At 66.1% G+C, this 17097-nt stretch carries 15 protein-coding genes and 2 pseudogenes; 7 read left to right on the plus strand and 10 right to left on the minus strand.

Features of this window, described 5'->3' with window-relative positions; translation table 11 throughout:
* Positions 1–25: 25 nt before the first annotated feature.
* On the minus strand, positions 26–1009 hold the full coding sequence (locus M5C98_RS07590; protein ID WP_272547916.1) for an IS5 family transposase: 984 nt from the start codon (positions 1007–1009) through the stop codon (positions 26–28).
* Between the two features lie 137 nt (positions 1010–1146).
* Here M5C98_RS07590 and M5C98_RS07595 point away from each other — a divergent pair, with 137 nt between their 5' ends.
* Positions 1147–1740, plus strand: a complete 594-nt coding sequence (locus tag M5C98_RS07595; RefSeq protein WP_272551961.1) for a hypothetical protein — start codon at positions 1147–1149, stop codon at positions 1738–1740.
* A gap of 338 nt (positions 1741–2078) precedes the next feature.
* Here the strand turns inward: M5C98_RS07595 and M5C98_RS07600 are convergent.
* Positions 2079–2201 (minus strand): annotated as a pseudogene (locus tag M5C98_RS07600) (IS5/IS1182 family transposase); the annotation flags it as partial.
* Positions 2202–2255: 54 nt separating this feature from the next.
* Between M5C98_RS07600 and M5C98_RS07605 the strand changes: the two are divergent.
* Positions 2256–2886: pseudogene (locus M5C98_RS07605) on the plus strand (hypothetical protein).
* Positions 2887–3098: 212 nt separating this feature from the next.
* Complete coding sequence (locus M5C98_RS07610) at positions 3099–3545, plus strand: CBS domain-containing protein (protein WP_272551962.1); 447 nt, start codon at positions 3099–3101, stop codon at positions 3543–3545.
* A 28-nt stretch (positions 3546–3573) separates the two neighbouring features.
* On the opposite strand, the gene M5C98_RS07615 is transcribed toward M5C98_RS07610, so the two are convergent.
* The 3 genes from M5C98_RS07615 to M5C98_RS07625 all read right to left on the minus strand — a co-directional run bounded on the left by M5C98_RS07615 (position 3574) and on the right by M5C98_RS07625 (position 5761).
* On the minus strand, positions 3574–4548 hold the full coding sequence (locus M5C98_RS07615; RefSeq protein WP_272551964.1) for a DUF2145 domain-containing protein: 975 nt from the start codon (positions 4546–4548) through the stop codon (positions 3574–3576).
* A complete protein-coding gene (locus tag M5C98_RS07620; protein ID WP_272551965.1) occupies positions 4548–5009 on the minus strand; it encodes a hypothetical protein in 462 nt (153 codons plus the stop codon). Before M5C98_RS07620 ends, M5C98_RS07615 begins: the two co-directional genes overlap by 1 nt.
* A gap of 83 nt (positions 5010–5092) precedes the next feature.
* The gene (locus M5C98_RS07625) at positions 5093–5761 is read right to left on the minus strand and encodes a DUF3313 domain-containing protein (RefSeq protein ID WP_272551967.1); all 669 of its coding nucleotides are present in this window, start codon (positions 5759–5761) and stop codon (positions 5093–5095) included.
* Between the two features lie 163 nt (positions 5762–5924).
* On the opposite strand from M5C98_RS07625, the gene M5C98_RS07630 reads away from it, so the two are divergent.
* Together M5C98_RS07630 and treF are read left to right on the plus strand one after the other, a co-directional pair.
* A complete protein-coding gene (locus M5C98_RS07630; protein WP_272551968.1) occupies positions 5925–6545 on the plus strand; it encodes a TetR/AcrR family transcriptional regulator in 621 nt (206 codons plus the stop codon).
* 147 nt (positions 6546–6692) lie between these two features.
* Positions 6693–8390 carry an alpha,alpha-trehalase TreF gene (treF, locus tag M5C98_RS07635; RefSeq protein ID WP_272551969.1) on the plus strand — a complete coding sequence of 566 codons (1698 nt, stop codon included), beginning with the start codon at positions 6693–6695 and terminating at the stop codon, positions 8388–8390.
* Between the two features lie 80 nt (positions 8391–8470).
* Here the strand turns inward: treF and M5C98_RS07640 are convergent, their stop codons facing one another.
* The 5 genes from M5C98_RS07640 to M5C98_RS07660 all read right to left on the minus strand — a co-directional run bounded on the left by M5C98_RS07640 (position 8471) and on the right by M5C98_RS07660 (position 14523).
* Positions 8471–9895, minus strand: coding sequence for a hypothetical protein (locus M5C98_RS07640; protein WP_272551971.1), 1425 nt, complete (start codon positions 9893–9895; stop codon positions 8471–8473).
* 508 nt (positions 9896–10403) lie between these two features.
* Complete coding sequence (locus M5C98_RS07645) at positions 10404–11210, minus strand: ABC transporter ATP-binding protein (RefSeq protein WP_272551973.1); 807 nt, start codon at positions 11208–11210, stop codon at positions 10404–10406.
* A complete protein-coding gene (gene ntrB / locus M5C98_RS07650) occupies positions 11207–12154 on the minus strand; it encodes a nitrate ABC transporter permease (protein WP_272551975.1) in 948 nt (315 codons plus the stop codon). Before ntrB ends, M5C98_RS07645 begins: the two co-directional genes overlap by 4 nt.
* A gap of 56 nt (positions 12155–12210) precedes the next feature.
* Positions 12211–13455 (minus strand): CmpA/NrtA family ABC transporter substrate-binding protein, encoded by a 1245-nt coding sequence (locus tag M5C98_RS07655; RefSeq protein WP_272551977.1) that lies wholly within the window; start codon positions 13453–13455, stop codon positions 12211–12213.
* Positions 13456–13896: 441 nt separating this feature from the next.
* Positions 13897–14523, minus strand: a complete 627-nt coding sequence (locus M5C98_RS07660; protein WP_272551978.1) for an ANTAR domain-containing response regulator — start codon at positions 14521–14523, stop codon at positions 13897–13899.
* A 243-nt stretch (positions 14524–14766) separates the two neighbouring features.
* On the opposite strand from M5C98_RS07660, the gene M5C98_RS07665 reads away from it, so the two are divergent.
* Together M5C98_RS07665 and tsaD are read left to right on the plus strand one after the other, a co-directional pair.
* Positions 14767–15918: a branched-chain amino acid ABC transporter substrate-binding protein gene (locus M5C98_RS07665; protein ID WP_272551979.1), complete on the plus strand. Its 1152-nt coding sequence runs from the start codon at positions 14767–14769 to the stop codon at positions 15916–15918.
* 93 nt (positions 15919–16011) lie between these two features.
* Entirely contained in the window at positions 16012–17052 is a 1041-nt protein-coding gene (tsaD, locus tag M5C98_RS07670; protein ID WP_272551981.1) for a tRNA (adenosine(37)-N6)-threonylcarbamoyltransferase complex transferase subunit TsaD, read from the plus strand.
* Positions 17053–17097 lie beyond the last annotated feature (45 nt).

Consider the following 17097-nt stretch of genomic DNA (forward strand, 5'->3'; position numbering starts at 1 on the left):
CCACCTCGGCACCCCGCAGACGCACCTATCCCTGCAGCGCCAGGATCCGCTTCCTGGCCATCCACAGATTGCCCAGCGCAAACAGCATCATGAGGCGCGCCGTGTTCTTTTCCAGACCTCGGTAGCGCACCTTGGCGTAGCCGAACTGCTGCTTGATCACGCGGAACGGGTGTTCGACCTTGGCTCGCACGCTGGCCTTCAGGCGCTCGGCTTTGTCCAGCAGCTTGTGAAGTTCCCGCTCGGGATCAAGTGCCTTGCGTTTGCCCGGGCGCATGGCCACGTGCCACTTGATCTTGGCCTTGGCTTTGCTCCCTTGCATCTCCTGGCGCTTGTCCACGCCCTGGTAGCCTGCATCGCCCCAGGCATGCTTTTCTTTGCCATTCAGCAGGCCTGCTGCCTGCGTCACGTCGTTGACGTTGGCGGCTGTGCCGATGACGGTGTGCACCAGTCCCGAGTCGGCATCCACGCCAATGTGCGCCTTCATGCCGAAGTGCCACTGGTTGCCTTTCTTGGTCTGATGCATCTCGGGGTCTCGCTCACCCTCTTTGTTCTTGGTCGAACTGGGCGCTGCAATGATGGTGGCGTCCACGATGGTGCCTGTCTTGAGCATCAGGCCCTGCTGGGCCAGACCGGTGTTGATGGCAGCCAGCACCTGCGGAGCCAGTTGGTGCTTCTCCAACAGATGGCGGAAACGCAAGATGGTGGTCTCATCGGGCATGCGCGCTGCACCATCGAGGCCGGCGAAGCGGCGGTACAGGGGCCGCTCGTGCAGTTCTTCTTCCATGGCCGGATCGCTCAGGTTCCACCACAGCTGCAGGCAGTGGATGCGCAGCATGGTTTCGATGGGGAATGGAGGGCGGCCACCCAGGGCCTGGTGCGCGCCCCGGGCGAACGGAGCAATGAGGGCCACCAGCGTTGCCCAGGGCACAACCTGGTTCATCTCTTCGAGGAAGATCTCCTTGCGGGTCTTCTTGGGCAGTGGGTCCAGGCCCAGGGTGTATTGATCCATGGCGCCATTGTCTTGAATGCTTGGCGCTGGGGGAGGATCAGGCGGGGAGGTTTTGCAGACCTTCCCTAATTCGTGAAGCCATGCATTTGGAAAGCGGGGGGGCTTTCTATCTTTATCGGACGTCCTCGCCGCGATTCATGCCCAGTTGGACTTCATTTAAAAAAGACAGTGATAAAGTTGTGCAAGGATGCCGCGTTTGGGCGGAATTCCTTGAGCAAGTGATAGAAAGAGCCGAAAAAAGCACTTCGCCTCCGACCCTCTCCTTATGCTTATACCATTATGGCGACCTGCCCTATGGTTTAGCCAAGGCCTTCGAAAGTAAGGAATACGAATATATTTCTTCGTTGCAGTTGATCGAAAATAATTCAGAAAGTGTTAATTTTTATATTGGATTATTAGCTTGGTCTGGGGAGAATGTCGCAATAGGCGGCGAGGATTTTATAAATAGAATATTTGGTGATTTTATGCACTATGTTGGCTCACGTCATTTTTTTGAGCATAGAAAACTCTATGATAAGTCTTGTGAAATTTTGGGCTTAGAGAGTGTTATATTAAAAATATCGAATCCCGGCTCTGATTCAGAAGCAGTTGAGCTATACCATCGATCCGACAAGTCGACGTCGAACCGGCCCGCCAAGCTATTAAGTGATTTTCTAAATTACAATCAGGCATTTCTTGCTGATTTATCGGCATTTCTTCGGGCGCGCACCTTTGATTTTGGATTAAATTAAACCATTTAACGATTTATTTTGCGGCGGATATTATCCTTTGCATCTTTATTTCGGAAGTGCCAAATTCTTGGGGATGCACCCTAAAATTCTTTCTATTAAATCCCTGGTGTATTTTTTATCTCTTATTTCTCTCTCAGGGACACTCATCCGAGTGAGCATAGAGTTGCACTCCGCCTAAGGATGGTCTGCAAAACCCCATTCGCCAGACCAGCGTGATGCAACAGTGAACTTACGCATCGTCTGATGCCTGGGTCATCTGCCTGTTTGCACCTGTCTTACGGGGACAGCAGACCTGTTTGTGCTTCGGCAATGTCCAGTTTGGCACCCCGCTGGCGCACCTATCCCTGCAGCGCCATGATGCGCTTGCGAGCCATCCACAGATTGCCCAGTGCAAACAGCATCGACAACTGCGCCGTGTTTTTCTCCAGGCCCCTGTAGCGCACCTTGGCGCAGCCGAACTGTAGGGAACCTCTCAAAACCCATCCGGTCCCTTGTTGATCGAGAACGCATGCTCCATCCTTTGCCATGATCACCCCCGTAGCGCCCTGAAGTTCGACCTGTTCGCCGAGGCCTCGCGCCAACACAAGAGAGATGAGGTGGGCGATCCGCTGCAGGTGATCGCGCGGCACATCGACTTCGCAGAACTGGCCCGGCTGGTGGATGCCCTCGTCGAGCGGGGCGATGGCCGCGAGGGTAGGCGGCCTAGCTACCCCACCGAGAACGGGCACGACCAGCGAGCACGACAGGCACCACTTCGATGAGGTGCTGGACATGCACAACCGGGCGGGCGGTGCATGCGGACGAAGCCTAGCCGAGCCGCCAAAGGCGCCAGATGCTGAAAGTGCTGGGATTCGTGGATGCGATGCAGCGCAGGGCCCGGGCAGGCAAACCTTTGAGTGAGTGGCAGAACAAACGCAACCAGCGGATCGCAAAGAAACGGGCCAAGGTGGAGGACATGTTCGCCGGTATCCGCCACCTGGGGGCAAGTTCGGGCAGGCGCGCGCCACGGTGGGGATGACGATGATGGCCGCCTGCTACAACATGAAGCGCCTGGCATCGTTCCTGCAGCGTGGCGTGGATGCTTTCTTCAAACCCGAACCCGGTACTTGCACGGCACAGGTGCGCCTGCAAACAGCGAAAACATGAACCTGTGGAGCCGCGAAGCCCCACGCTCACGGAGGCTCAGGCCCCTGAACAGGCGCTATTGCGCATTCAAGGCGCTGCACTATGCGCACATGGCCTGGGGCTCTCCAGGTCAGGGGTTTTGAGAGGTTCCAGTCAGGGTGATGCCTGTTGCGCCCGACCCGGGGTTGGGCGGAAACTGCGGCCATCCACGCCACTTCACAACGGGAGGCCCCATGACCGCAGTCGCCGACATTCTCAAGACCAAGCCCAACGCCCAGGTCCACACCATCGGGCCGTCGGATTCGATGCTCGACGCGCTGCGGCTCATGGCCGACAAGGGCATCGGCGCGCTGCTGGTGATGGAGGGCGCGCAGATCGCCGGCATCGTGACCGAGCGCGACTACGCCCGCAAGGTCGCGCTGCTGGGCCGCACCTCCGGCGCCACGCAGGTGAGCGACGTGATGACCCGCGCCGTGCGCTTCGTGCGGCCGCACCAGACGAGCGAGCAGTGCATGCAGCTCATGACCGACAACCGCCTGCGCCACCTGCCGGTGGTGGACGATGCCAACCGGCTCGTGGGCCTGATCTCCATCGGCGACCTGGTGAAGAACATCATGTCGGAGCAGCAATTCATCATCGAGCAGATGGAGCAATACATCACCGGCGGCCAGCGCAACTGATGCCGGTGGCGCGCCGCCCGGTCCCCATCTAGGGATCGAGGGGGATAGAGTCGTCCTGCGGCCCGGCCTCGCACCCCGGGCCCAGTGCCTGCCAGCCGCGCCGCACGACGATCTTGCGGCGGTCGTGGCACAACTCGATGCGTTCGGCGCCCGGCAGGCGCCCGTGCACGAAGGTTTCCAGCGACGTGGGCAGGCTCACCCGCATTTGCAGCGCATACAGGTCGTCCCTCGGGTGGTCGTCCACATGCACCAGCGGCGCGAAATGCGCGGCGAACAGCACGCCGTGCGATCCCAGGCCGATCGGCTCGGGCCGGAAGCCCTCCGAGCGCAGCCACGCCTGGGCGCGCTCGCGCGGCGATGGCTGGGTGCTGCCAGCGCGGTCCGCGCTGCCGGCCGGCGCCCAGGCGCTGGCCATCAGCTCCGCCACCCACTGGTTGCAATTTTGGTAGCGCGTGCTGAACGGGTAGGCGTTGGCGCTGTAGTCGGCGGCCAGCAGCTCCAATGCCGTCCGTTGGTCGAGGGCGGTGCGCTCCAGCGCGTCGCTCTGCGGCGCGGGCAGCAGCACGATGGAAACATACCCCTGGGACGGGTCGTCCCGGCCCATCAGAAACCCCGGAATGCCCTGGTCGAACAGCCGGGGCCGCGACTCGTCGCAGGTGTAGTAAAGCTGGCGCACGGACCAGGGTTTGGCTGCGTCCGGCCGCAGGGCGAGGCCGGCGTGCGAATAGCGCACCCCGAAGCGGCTCAGGTCCAGGCCCGAGCGCGAGATCAGCGCCACGCGCTGCCCCGATGCGTCCAGCACCTGCTTGACCACGGCGGCAAAGCGCAGCATGCGGTCCTGGTCCGTGGCGCTGATGGGCGCGGGGGCGTCGCACAGGCCCCAGGTGCCGGCGCGGGCCGGCGTGTCCACGCCGAGTGCCGCGAGGCCGATGGCGGCGATCCCGGTCCAGCGGGCCAGCGCCTGCCGGGGACGTGCGCCGGCAGGCAAGGCGGCGGGCGGCATCACAGGGCGAGCGGCCGGGAATCCATTTCCCCGTACCAGTCGTCGGTCAGCACCAGAAAGAAGGCTTCGCGGGTGTCGCCGCGCGCGAACTCGAAGCCATAGGGCCGCTGCCGCGCCTGCACGAGGTCGCCGGCGGCGAGCGGCTGCGCGCCCTGCGCCTGGCGTGGCAGGTTCAGCACGAACTCGTGCGGGGCGCCCGCTTCGGTCGCGCGCAGCTTGAGGCCTGTCGCATCGGGCCGGCCAGGCACCTGCACCACTTCGATCACGCGGTATTCGCCCTCGGCCAGGTGCCGGTCGCGGCCCCCACCGCCGCTGGAGTGGCCGATCGAGTCGGACGCGCTGGAGGCTGCCGACCCCGCGCTGGACGCCATGGAAGTGAACAGTTCCGCATGGCCGGGCAGCGCGGCAACGGCCAGGAGCGAGGACACGCACGCGGCGCGAACGAGGGTGGGCAGGGTCATGGCAATCCTTGGGGCCGTGGTGGAAATGGGGGCGCGTGCCGTGTGCTGGGGCCGGGGGCGGAGGGCGGGGCGGGTCATGGCACTCACTGGAACTGTTCCACCAGTTCGTCCGCCCCCTTGGCGATGCCGGCCTGCGCCGCATCCAGGGTGCCGAAGGTGGCGCCGATGTTCAGCGCGTTCGGGTACTGCTTGGTCACGAAGGCGTCGAGCAATTGGTTCGACACCGCATCGAAAATCTCCACGGCGTAGCTGACCGATCCGGTGAACGTGCCTTCCTTGCCGCGAATGCCCTGCACCAGGTTGTAGGGCCCGCCGCCGATGTCGAAGCGCGTGAACGTGCTCAGGCCCCGGGTGGTGAGCTTGGCACCCGTGAGCGTCACGCGAAGGCGCAGTGTGCCGGGGGAGGGCTGGGTCACGATCTGAAAGCGCGATGCCAGCCGGGCCGTGAACTGCGAGCGCATGTCGCTGGCCAGCTTGCGCCGGTGCGCCTCGGGCACGTCCTCGAACTGGTGGTCCGGCCCGGTGTAGATCACGATGGGGTCGAGGATCGCCTTGGAATACTGGCCCCAGTCCCGGTGCGATGCCACGCGGTACGGAATGCGGCCGGTGTCGTCCTCCAGGTTGGGCCGCAACTGGGGCGCGGACTGCAGCCCCGAGTAGGCGACGGGTTGCGTGCTGGCGCAGCCGGCCAGGGCCGCGACGCACAGCAGGGCCAGGAGCGCCGCGGGGCGCGAAAAGGTTTTGGCATGCATTGGAGGGTTCCCCGCAAAAGAGTGGATGAAAACGTCCCAGCCCCCGGGGTCGGTGCCCCGGAAACCAGTTCATAACTGAACATGTGTGTACGCTATAGTATGATTTCACGCAGGGAGCCCTGTCAAGTAAAGAGTACAAGTTAGTTCACTTTTGGAGATGCGAATGCGGGTCAGGACCCAGGCGCGGCGGGATGCCATCGTGGAAGCGGCGGCCAAATTGTTCGAAGAGGTGGGATACGAGGCGGCGTCGATGAACGAGCTGGCCAAGCGGCTCGGGGGCTCCAAGGCCACGCTCTACGGTTATTTCCCGTCGAAGGAGCCGCTCTTCGTCGCCGTGGTGCAGTCGCTGGCGACCTCCCATCTGGCCGATGCCACCTCCCACCTGCTCACGGCGCTGGAGACGCGCCCCCCGATGCGGCCCACCCTGACGCGGTTCGGGGACGAGGCGCTGCAGGTGATGCTGAACGACCGCCGCGCACTGTCGGTGTACCGCATGGTGCTGGCGGATGCGGGCCGCACCAACATCGGCGAGCTGTTCGACGGTGCCGGCCCGCGCCAGTGCATCGACGCGCTGGCCCGGTTCATGGGCGCCGCCATGGCGCGTGGCGAGGCGTGCGAGGGCGATCCCCAGATCATGGCGATGCAGTTCATGGCGCTGCTCACCGCAGAAACGGGCCCGCGCCTGTACCAGCAGGACCCACCGTCCGTTTCCGTCGCGGACATCCACGCGCGCGTGGTGCGGGCCGTGGACTTCTTCTTGAAAGGCGCGGCGCCCGGGCCCTAGGCGTGCGGCACGGGGCATACGCCGCCCTACCGACGCCGCCTCGGCGCCTTGTCCTGCGCATTTGCCGGGGCTGCGGAGCGAGCCCGCCTGCCCGGCCGTCGTTCAATAGAGCCATCCCCAAAGTCCGCCCCTTCGCCTGGAACCCGAATGTCCGCTTTGCCTTCTTCCCGCACCGAATCCCCCGTCGCCACGCCACTGTCCGCAGCGGGCGGCGACCCTTCTTCCCACATTGCATCGCGCCGCGCCGCGGCCGCCCTGGCGCCGGCGGCAGACGCCCACACACCCGCGGACCGCTACGAAGAACTCTTCATCGAGGTGCAGCGCCAGCGCATCTTCGAAGACTCCAAGACCTTCGTGGACTGCGCCCCGCGCCAGGCGCCCGAGGCCATCCTGGCCGCCTACCGGGCGCAATGCCAGGCGCCGGGCTTCGACCTGCACGCCTTCGTGCACCGGCATTTCAAGCCGCAGACCCGCGCCTGCGATGGCCCCACGGTCGAACCCGGGCTGACCATGGCGGCGCACATCGATGCGCTGTGGGACGAACTCACCCGCCACCCCGCCCACCACCCCTCGCGCGGCTCGCTGCTGGCGCTGCCGCATGCCTACGTGGTGCCGGGCGGCCGGTTCGTGGAGATGTATTACTGGGATTCTTACTTCACCATGCTGGGCCTGGTGCGCAGCGGCCGGCGGCACCTGCTGCACACGATGACGGACAACTTCGCTTACCTCATCGACACCTACGGCCACGTGCCCAACGGCACCCGCACCTATTACCTGAGCCGCTCGCAGCCGCCCGTGTTCTCGTTGATGGCCGAGCTGTGCGAATCGTGCGCGGGCCGTGGCGCCCTGCAGTACCTGCCGCAGATGCGGCGCGAATACGCTTTCTGGATGGAGGGCGCCGACACGCTCGCCCCGGGCGGCGCCCACCGCCGCGTGGTGGCGCTGCCGGACGGCGCCGTGCTCAACCGTTACTGGGACGACCGCGACACGCCGCGCGAGGAATCCTGGCGCGAGGACGTGGAAACCGCCGCCCACTGCCAGCGCCCCGCGAACGAGGTGTACCGCGACCTGCGCGCCGCCGCCGAGTCGGGCTGGGACTTCAGCGCGCGCTGGCTGGACGACGGCGCCTGCGGCACCTGCCGCACCCAGACGCTGTCCAGCATCGGCACCACGCGCATCCTGCCGGTGGACCTGAACGCGCTGCTGCACAAGGCCGAGACCACCATCGCCCGCCTGAGCCGCACGGCAGGCGACACGGCCACGGCCGACGCGTTCGACCAGCAGGCCCGCCGGCGCGCCGAAGCCATGTCCCGCGTGCTGTGGAACGCCGAGGCCGGCGCCTTCCTCGACTACGACTGGCGGGCCGGCACGCCGCGCCCCACGCTCAATGCCGCCACCGTGGTGCCGCTCTTCACCGGCACGGCCACGCCCGAGCAGGCCCAGGCGCTGGCCGCCACCGTGCGCCGCCGACTGCTGGTGCGGGGCGGCCTGTCCACCTCGGAGACCGCCAGCGGCGAGCAGTGGGACCGCCCCAACGGCTGGGCGCCGCTGCAATGGATGGCGGTGGAAGGCTTTGCCGCCTACGGCGCGGGGGACGAAAGCTGCCGGCAGTTGTCAGAGGACATCCGCACGCGGTGGGTGAAGACCGTGCAGGACGTGTACGACCGCGAGGGCAAGCTGGTCGAGAAGTACTCGCTGTGCGAATCCAGTGACAGTGCCTCCACCGGTGGCGACGGCGGCGAATACCCGCTGCAGGACGGGTTCGGCTGGACCAACGGGGTGGTGCGGGGCTGGCTGCCCGATGCGGCCCGGCCGGAGACCGGCGGCAGGCCGCCTGAAAAATAGCCCCACGGAGGCCCGTGGCCCCGGCGCTGCCCGGCGCTGCCCGGTGCTTCATCCGGGCGTGCGCCAGGCCGATGGGCCGGCTACGAAGGAATGGCCCAGACCGAGGTGGTCTTCCGGTCGGCGGTGTTGGCCTGGGTGGTCACGATGCAGGCATTGCCGTGGGTGCCGTCCGTGCCGAAGGACATCACCACCGTCGGATTGCTGGCGGGGTACGCCAGGATGTACATCAGCGGCACGTAGATGATGCTGTCCATGTCGATCCCGTTGTAATGGACCTCGTTGTCGTTGTTGACGGTGAGGGTGTCGGACTGACTGTTCGTCATGGGCGCGCCCTGGAAGGCGGACAGCGGAACCGGGTTGAACAGCGTCGAGCCGGTGATGGCCTGGCCGTTGATCGTTCCGCTCAGCGACGCCAGCGATCCGTTGGCCGCGCTGTAGCCCCGCGTCAGCTGCAGCGTGATGCCCTGGTCCGGCATGCTCAGCGTGCCCCCTTTGAAGGACATGGTGAAGGGGTTGAAGTAATGCCCCTGCGAGGTCACGCCATCCAGCGACACGCTGATCATCACGAAATTCAGATCCCACCCGGTGTCGGGCAGCACCGTGGCGTACTGGGACTGGATGGACACGAAGGCCGTTGGCTGCAGGGGCTGGGCCGCCGTGCCTTGAATGGTGTAGTAGCCGCTGAAATCGGCCAGCTGGCAACTGCTGAGGTCGTACAGTTCCAGCGCTGGCTTCTGGGCCTTGGGAATGGTGACCAGGGACCGGGACACCAGCGGGACTCCGGTGCCCGCGATCATGTTGTTGCAGGCGAAACCTTGCTCGGCCGCCGTGCCCATGATGAGGTTGACCTTGGCGCTGCCTTGCATGAAGGTGAAGAAGTACATGTTCAGGTTGTACAGGTACGTCGTCACCGGGGCCAGGGTGCCGGTGTTGGTGCCTCCGTCGTACTGCAGCTGGTTGCCTGCCCCGATTTGCGCCACCTTGCTGCCACTGTCCTCATCGAAGTAGTCCCCTGCGAACAGAGAGGCCGGAATGGGGTTGTTGTAGGTGCCGCCTACCACCGGCACCGCCGCTTGCCCGGGCAGGGCGATGGTGCCTGAACAGGAGGCGACCGGGCCGAAGCCGCCCTGCGGCCGGGTGAATGTCAGCTGGATGGACAGCCCCCCCGTCTCCCAGGTCTGGCTGAGGGTGGTGCCGTCGAAGGTGCCGGTGAACGCATAGCGGGTGGCCGTCTTGCCGTCCAGCGAGATGATCAGCGTCAGGTCGAAAAACGGTGCGGCGGCCTGCGGGTGGACCACCATGTTGGTGTCCACGGCGAAAAAAGCCCCCACGGCATTGGCGAGCGGGTAGTAGCCGTTGAAGGGCATCAACGCCTGCGTGTCGGCATTGGCCGGAATCAGGATGCCGGGATTCTCGGCAATCCTGCCCAGGAGTTGCTGGTAGTAGGCCTCGGTGTCCTGGGTGGTGGCCGAGCGCCGAACGGACGATTGAATGTCTTGGGTCATGATGGAACGATGAGAAATGCTGGAATGGCAGCGGCGGCCACGCGGATCGGGCCGACGCCGGATGGGGCGAACGGTGGCGGTCGCCGCTTATCCGGACCCATTCCATTCCCATCGTTGGTGGTTGAACGGCTTGCGCATCGGGAACCCCCTCTCTTTGGGTGGACGAACGAATTCTTCTGCTGGGCGACGCTCCCCCGCTGCAGCCGGGTGCGCCGAAGCCACGCGTCTTTTGCCTGTCTTGCAAAAGCCGTGCGGTGCCTATTTTTCGGAAGATCGTCGCCTCAGGTCAATCCGGGCACGCCAGCTTTCGCTCACAGGCTATCGGGGTTGGACTAAGCCGGGATGACAAGGCCGTGAAGCCTTCGTGCGGGCCGCGGCGCCCGCGGCCCCGCCGTTCAGGGCGCGGCCGCCGCACCCGCCATGGCGGCAGGCGCGGGGGTGCCTCGGGCAGCGCGGCGGTGCGCCGTGCGGCCACCGCTGCGGCCTGGAACCATTCGCCGGCCCTGGTTCAGGCTGCCTTCTCCACATGCGCCTGGCGCGTGTACAGGAAATCGATCACCGCCTTGCGGCTGCGCAGGTAGCGCGGGTCTTCGGCCAGGGCCACGCGGTTGCGCGGGCGCGGGATGTCCACCGCCAGCACCTCGCCGATGGTGGCGGCCGGGCCGTTGGTCATCATCACGATCTTGTCGGACAGCAGCACGGCCTCGTCCACGTCGTGGGTGACCATGACCACGGTGCTCTGCGTGCGCGCCACGATCTCCAGCAGCTCGTCCTGCAGCTTGGCGCGGGTGAGGGCGTCCAGCGCGCCGAAGGGCTCGTCCATCAGCAGCACCTGGGGCTCCATCGACAGCGCCCGGGCGATGCCCACGCGCTGCTTCATGCCGCCCGAGATCTCGCCGGGGCGCTTTTGCGCCGCGTGCGTGAGGCCCACCAGGGCCAGCGCGGCCTCGGTGCGGGCCTTGAGCTGGGCCTTCGGTTCCCGCTTGCCGAACACGCGCTCCACCGCCAGGTGCACGTTGCCTTCGCAGGTCAGCCAAGGCAGCAGGGAGTGGTTCTGGAACACCACCGCGCGCTCGGGGCCGGGGCCCTTGATCTCCTTGTTGGCGCACAGCAGCGCGCCGGCCGTGGGCACCGTGAGGCCGGCGATCAGGTTGAGCAAGGTGGACTTGCCGCAGCCCGAGTGCCCGATGAGGGCGACGAACTCGCCCTTGGCGATGGACAGGTCGATATCGCGCAGCGCCGGAAACAGCCCCTTGGCGGTCTTGAAGGTCTGGGCGACGCCTTGGACCTCGATGAATTTCGCGGGGTTGTTCATGCCTTCACCTCTTCGAACGTGAATGCCGTGGCCAGCTTGACCAGGGCGTATTCGAGCAGCAGCCCGACGATGCCGATCACGAAGATCGCGATGATGATGTTCTTGACGTTCAGGTTGTTCCACTCGTCCCACACCCAGAACCCGATGCCCACGCCGCCGGTCAGCATCTCGGCCGCCACGATCACGAGCCAGGCGGTGCCCACGGCCAGGCGCACGCCGGTCAGCATGTAGGGCAGCACGGCGGGAAACAGGATGGTGGTGGCGATCTTCCACTCGGAGAGGTTGAGCACGCGGGCCACGTTCATGTAGTCCTGCGGCACGCGCTGCACGCCCACCGCGGTGTTGATGATCATGGGCCAGATCGAGCAGATGAAGATGGTCCAGATGGCGGCCGGGTTGGCGCCCTTGAACACCAGCAGGCCGATGGGCAGCCACGCCAGCGGCGACACGGGCCGCAGCAGGCTGATGAGCGGGTTGAACATGCGCGACAGGAAGTTGAACCGCCCGATCACGAAGCCCGCGGGAATGCCCACCAGCGCGGCCAGCCCGAAGCCGACCGCCACGCGCTCCAGCGAGGCGAGCACGTTCCAGCCCACGCCCTGGTCGTTGGGGCCGTTGCGGTAGAAGGGGTTGCTGAACACCTCCAGCGCCTGCTTCCAGGTCTCCAGCGGGCCGGGAATGCTCTGCCCGGTGGTGGAAGACACCACGGCCCACAGCCCGATCAGGAGGCCCAGGCCGCAGGCCGGCGGCAGCACGGCGAGCCAGAAGGCGCGCGAGGCGGCCGCCCAGTCGCGGGGCGCCCGCGGCGGGCTGGGCGGTGCGGACTGCAGGGGTTTTTGCCCCGATGCCGGCGTTTTGATTGCCGGTGTTGCTATCGTTTGCATAGCATTCGGGGCCGCGGCGGGGGTGGGCTCCGGCGGGGCGTGGAAGACGGCGCTGACCATGGTGGGGTTCTCCTGGCGGGGGCTGGGGGCGTTTCAGGCGGTGGCCACGGGATCGATCAGGCTTTGATCTTGAAGCTGTCGGCGTACTTGGCCGGGTCCTTGCCGTCCCAGACGATGCCGTCCATGAACTTGCTCGACCGCATGTCGCTCTTGGGCACGGGCGCCTTGGCGGCGGTCGCGGCCTGCTTGTACAGGTCGATGCGGTTGATGGACTGGGCCACGGCCAGGTAGTTGGGATGTTCCTTGAGCAGGCCCCAGCGCTTGTGCTGCGTGAGGAACCACATGCCGTCGGACAGGTAGGGAAAGTTCACCGCGCCGTCGTTGTAGAACTTCATGTAGTTGGGATCGTCCCAGGTCTTGCCCAGGCCGTTCTGGTAGCGGCCCAGGATGCGCTGGTTGATGGCGTCCACGCTGGTGTTCACGTAGGCCTTGCCGGCGATGGTCTCGGCCATCTTGTTCTTGTTGGCCAGGCCCTCGTCGATCCAGCGGCCGGCCTCCAGGATGGCGGCCGTCACGGCGCGCGCGGTGTTGGGGTACTTCTGCACGAACTCCGAGGTGGTGCCCAGCACCTTCTCGGGGTGGTCCTTCCAGATGTCCTGCGTGGTGGCGGCGGTGATGCCGATGCCGTCCATGATGGCGCGGTGGTTCCAGGGCTCGCCCACGCAGAAGCCGTCCATGTTGCCCACGCGCATGTTGGCCACCATCTGCGGCGGCGGCACGGTGATCACCTTGGCGCCCTTGAGCGGGTCGATGCCGTTGGCAGCCAGCCAGTAGTAAAGCCACATGGCGTGCGTGCCGGTGGGGAAGGTCTGCGCGAAGGTGTATTCGCGCTTTTCCTTGGCCATGAGCTGGGCCAGGCCCGCGCCGTCCACCGCGCCGGCATCGGCGAGCTTCTTGCTCAGCGTGATGGCCTGGCCGTTGTTGTTCAGGGTCATGAGCACGGCCATGTCCTTCTTGGGGCCGCCGACACCTAAGTGCACGCCGTACACCAGGCCGTACAGCACGTGGGCGAAGTCCAGCTCGCCGTTGGCCAGCTTGTCGCGCACGCCCGCCCAGCTGGCTTCCTTGGAGGGCACGATCTTCACGCCGTACTTCTGGTCGATGCCCAGCACCGAGGCCATCACCACGCTGGCGCAGTCGGTCAGCGGGATGAAGCCGATCTTCACTTCCTTCTTCTCCGGCGCATCGGAGCCGGCCGCATACACTACCGAACGCAGCGCGGGGCTCACGCCCACGGCCCCCACGGCGGCCGCCTGCAGCACGGTGCGGCGGTGGAGACTGGTTTTGGACAGATCGGTCATGGATGGCATCCCTTGGCTTTTGCAACGTGAAAAACAAAAAAAGGCGTCCTCACACGACCGCAGGCTGCCTTGAGAGGCAGCGCCGCGAGCGGTGGGGACGCCTTTGTCCGGATTTTGCCAGGACCACCCGCCATTGGATGGAGCCCGGCAATCGACCAACGTTGGTCTTGCCCAGGGTCGTTGCAAGCCTTGTGCCAGTGCGGCCAGCAGGATGCATTTGCTATTTTTTTTATAGCTATATGCCCTAGTGCTAATTGCGGTAGAGGCCTTTTTGGTTCTGACCGCTTCGGGGCGAGCGCCACGCCGGTGTGGGCCATGGCGGGCCTTGGCGCGTGCAGGGCGGGGCGCCCCAGGGCGCGCGATGGTGCACTGCCGCACTGCCCTTGTGCAGCGCCGCCCGCCCGGCCGGTCCAACGATCAGTCGATCAACAGATCGATCGATCAGCCCAGCAGGTCCGCCACATCCAGCATGCGCTGGGCCACCTCGACCAGCTTCATGCCCTTGTCCATCGCGCTCTTGCGCAGCTTGTCGTAGGCGGCCTGTTCGGTCAGGCCCTGGCGCTGCATCAGCAGGCCCTTGGCGCGGTCGATGGTCTTGCGGTCCTTCAGCTCGCTGCGGGCGTCGGCCAGTTCGGCGCGCAGGGCCTGCTCGTGCTGGAAGCGCGCCATCGCCACGTCCAGGATGGGGCGGATGCGCTGGGGCGACAGCCCGGCCACGATGTAGGCCGACACGCCCGCGGCCACTGCCTGGCGCACGTGGGCGGGGTCGTCGTCGTTGGTGAACATCACGATGGCGCGCGGCGCATCGCGCGTGGCCATCACCACGTGTTCGAGCGCGTCGCGAGCGTCGCTCTCGGCGTCCACGATCACCAGGTCGGGCTGCAGCTGCGCGAGCCGCTCGCTCAGGAACACGTCGGCCGGCAGCGTGGCCACCAGATTGAAATTGTTTTCCAGCAGGCCGATGCGCAGCGCCCGCGAGCGTTCGGCCTGCAGCTGGGCGTGCTCGTCGTCCTCGGCGCCCACCGCCAGATCGGGGGCCACCACCACGATGCGCAAGGAGTCGGTCATGCCCCAAGCTTAAGCAATAAATACGCCCATCCTGGTGCGCCGCAGCGGTGCAGAACGGCGGATTCAGCGCTTTGGCCCGAAAGGCGCACTGTGCGGGTGCATTAGCGTGGCTTTCTGCCTGGGATGGAAATTGCTAATGGATGTAACTTGCTATGGAGCAGGGGTTACCCGATAGCGTAAGACTCTTCGGTCTTATATACATCCGGATACATGTAAACCACTGAATGGATTGGAGCTGGGTCTATGAGCACACAAGGAAGCAGGCGTGCCGCGCTGCTGGCGATCGCGGCGCTGGCCGCCACGTTGGGGGCGGGTTGCAGCAAGGTGCCCGACACGATCAAGATCGGCGTGGCGCAGCCGCTGTCGGGGCCGCTCGGCGCGCTGGGGCAGGACATGCTCAACGGCGTGATCCTGGCGGTGCAGGAGATCAACAAATCCGGCTTCGTGGTCGATGGCAAGACCGTGACCCTGGAAGTGGTCGCGCAGGACGACCGGGCCGACGCCGAATCCGGCAAGAAGGCCGCGCAGCAGCTGGTGGAGTCCGGCGTGGTGGCGGTCATCGGCAACCTGAACTCGGGCGTCAGCATCGCGGCGGCGCCCATCTACGGCGAAAAGGGCATCGCGCAGCTGGCCATCTCCACCAATCCGCGCTTCACCGAACTGGGCCTGCCCACCACCTTGCGCCTGGTGGCCAACGACAACCTGCAGGCCCGCGCGATGGGCTCGTTCGCCGCCACGCAACTGGCCACGGCCAGCTACGCGGTGCTGGACGACGGCACGCCCTACGGCAAGGGCCTGGCCGATGGCGCCGCCAAGCAGTTGGCGACCGACAAGAAGGAAGTCACCGTGCGCCAGTCGTTCGACGACAAGACCACGGCCTTCGACGAGGTGGCCCGCCGCATCCAGGCCGCCAAGGTCGGCGTGATCGTCACCACGCTCAACGACTTCCAGGTGCTGGAGTTGCTGCAGGCGCTGCAGAAGATCAACTACACCCAGCTGTCCGTGCTGGGCGGCGACACCATCAAGACCACCGACATGGTCAAGGGAATGGGCATGGTGACGGCCATCTATGCCACCTCGCCCGTGCTGGAGGCGCGCGAGTTCGTCTCCGGCCGCCAGTTCCTGGACCGCTACAACACCGCCTTCAAGAAGCCGCCCGCCTATGGCGGCCACTACAGCTACGACGCCACCTACGTGCTGTCGGCCGCCATCAAGCAGGCCAAGTCCGCCGATCCGAAGGAGATCACCAAGGCCCTGCGCGCCATCAACGGCTACGCGCCCGTCACCGGCACCATGACGTGGGACGACAAGGGCGAGCAGCGCTACGGCGCCGTGGGCGTCTATAACCTGCGCGCGGGCAACTGGGAACTGCGCATGCGCTCCGACCGCTGGTGACCGGGCGGCTGCGGTCCGGCGCCGCGAAGCGCCCCGGGCCGCGCCATTGCACGGGGTGGGGAAGGGCGGCCCCCAGGTCCTACACTTGCGCGCATGAGTCTGTTGATCCTCGGAATCGAATCCTCCTGCGACGAAACCGGCGTGGCGCTGGTGCAGTCGCCCACCGGCGAGGGCGTGCCCACGCTGGTCGCCCATGCCCTGCACAGCCAGATCGAAATGCACCAGGCCTACGGCGGCGTGGTGCCCGAGCTGGCCAGCCGCGACCACATCCGCCGCGTGCTGCCCCTGACCGAAACCGTGCTGGCCGAATCCGGCCGGCGCCTGGCCGACGTGGACGTGGTGGCCTACACGCGCGGCCCGGGGCTGGCCGGCGCGCTGCTGGTGGGGGCCGGCGTGGCCTGCGCCCTGGGCGCCGCGCTCGACAGGCCCGTGCTGGGCGTGCACCACCTCGAAGGGCACTTGCTGTCGCCCTTCCTCAGCGCCGACCCGCCGGAATTTCCTTTCATCGCGCTGCTGGTCTCGGGCGGCCACACCCAACTGATGCGCGTGGACGGCGTGGGCCGCTACGAAATGCTGGGCGAGACCATCGACGACGCCGCGGGCGAGGCTTTCGACAAATCCGCCAAGCTCATGGGCCTGGGCTACCCCGGCGGCCCCGCGCTGTCGCGCCTGGCCGAGCAGGGGGACCCGGCGGCCTTCAAGCTGCCGCGTCCTCTGCTGCACAGCGGCAACCTCGATTTCTCGTTCGCCGGCCTCAAGACTGCCGTGCTCACGCAGGCCAGGAAGCTGGGCGACGACCTCCAAGCGCGCAAGGCCGACCTGGCCGCCAGCACGCAGGCCGCCATCGTCGATGTGCTGGTGCGCAAGACCGCCACGGCGCTGCAGCAGACCGGGCTGCGCCGCGTGGTGGTGGCCGGCGGCGTGGGGGCCAACCGGCACCTGCGCGAGCAGCTCAATGCCGCCTGTGCCCGCGCCCAGGTGCGCGTGCACTACCCCGAGCTGCACCTGTGCACCGACAACGGCGCCATGATCGCCATGGCCGCCGCCATGCGCCTGCAGGCCGGCCGCCAGCAGGCCAACCGCGACTACGCCTTCGACGTCAAGCCGCGCTGGCCGCTCGATACGCTGCAATAAGGAGTGGCGGCCAAACCGCTGAGCAACCGCTGGCAGGCGACCGCG

Source organism: Acidovorax sp. NCPPB 3576 (assembly GCF_028473605.1).
GTDB lineage: Bacteria > Pseudomonadota > Gammaproteobacteria > Burkholderiales > Burkholderiaceae_C > Paracidovorax.

Bases quoted from the DNA above. Each gene is read 5' to 3' on its own strand.
- M5C98_RS07630 (WP_272551968.1), top strand. From the start codon at position 5,925: ATGCGGGTCAGGACCCAGGCGCGGCGGGATGCCATCGTGGAAGCGGCG.
- tsaD (WP_272551981.1), top strand. From the start codon at position 16,012: ATGAGTCTGTTGATCCTCGGAATCGAATCCTCCTGCGACGAAACCGGC.
- M5C98_RS07645 (WP_272551973.1), bottom strand. From the start codon at position 11,210: ATGAACAACCCCGCGAAATTCATCGAGGTCCAAGGCGTCGCCCAGACC.
- M5C98_RS07660 (WP_272551978.1), bottom strand. From the start codon at position 14,523: ATGACCGACTCCTTGCGCATCGTGGTGGTGGCCCCCGATCTGGCGGTG.
- M5C98_RS07615 (WP_272551964.1), bottom strand. From the start codon at position 4,548: ATGCCGCCCGCCGCCTTGCCTGCCGGCGCACGTCCCCGGCAGGCGCTG.
- M5C98_RS07640 (WP_272551971.1), bottom strand. From the start codon at position 9,895: ATGACCCAAGACATTCAATCGTCCGTTCGGCGCTCGGCCACCACCCAG.
- M5C98_RS07590 (WP_272547916.1), bottom strand. From the start codon at position 1,009: ATGGATCAATACACCCTGGGCCTGGACCCACTGCCCAAGAAGACCCGC.
- M5C98_RS07655 (WP_272551977.1), bottom strand. From the start codon at position 13,455: ATGACCGATCTGTCCAAAACCAGTCTCCACCGCCGCACCGTGCTGCAG.
- treF (WP_272551969.1), top strand. From the start codon at position 6,693: ATGTCCGCTTTGCCTTCTTCCCGCACCGAATCCCCCGTCGCCACGCCA.
- ntrB (WP_272551975.1), bottom strand. From the start codon at position 12,154: ATGGTCAGCGCCGTCTTCCACGCCCCGCCGGAGCCCACCCCCGCCGCG.
- M5C98_RS07595 (WP_272551961.1), top strand. From the start codon at position 1,147: ATGCCCAGTTGGACTTCATTTAAAAAAGACAGTGATAAAGTTGTGCAA.
- M5C98_RS07625 (WP_272551967.1), bottom strand. From the start codon at position 5,761: ATGCATGCCAAAACCTTTTCGCGCCCCGCGGCGCTCCTGGCCCTGCTG.
- M5C98_RS07620 (WP_272551965.1), bottom strand. From the start codon at position 5,009: ATGACCCTGCCCACCCTCGTTCGCGCCGCGTGCGTGTCCTCGCTCCTG.
- M5C98_RS07610 (WP_272551962.1), top strand. From the start codon at position 3,099: ATGACCGCAGTCGCCGACATTCTCAAGACCAAGCCCAACGCCCAGGTC.
- M5C98_RS07665 (WP_272551979.1), top strand. From the start codon at position 14,767: ATGAGCACACAAGGAAGCAGGCGTGCCGCGCTGCTGGCGATCGCGGCG.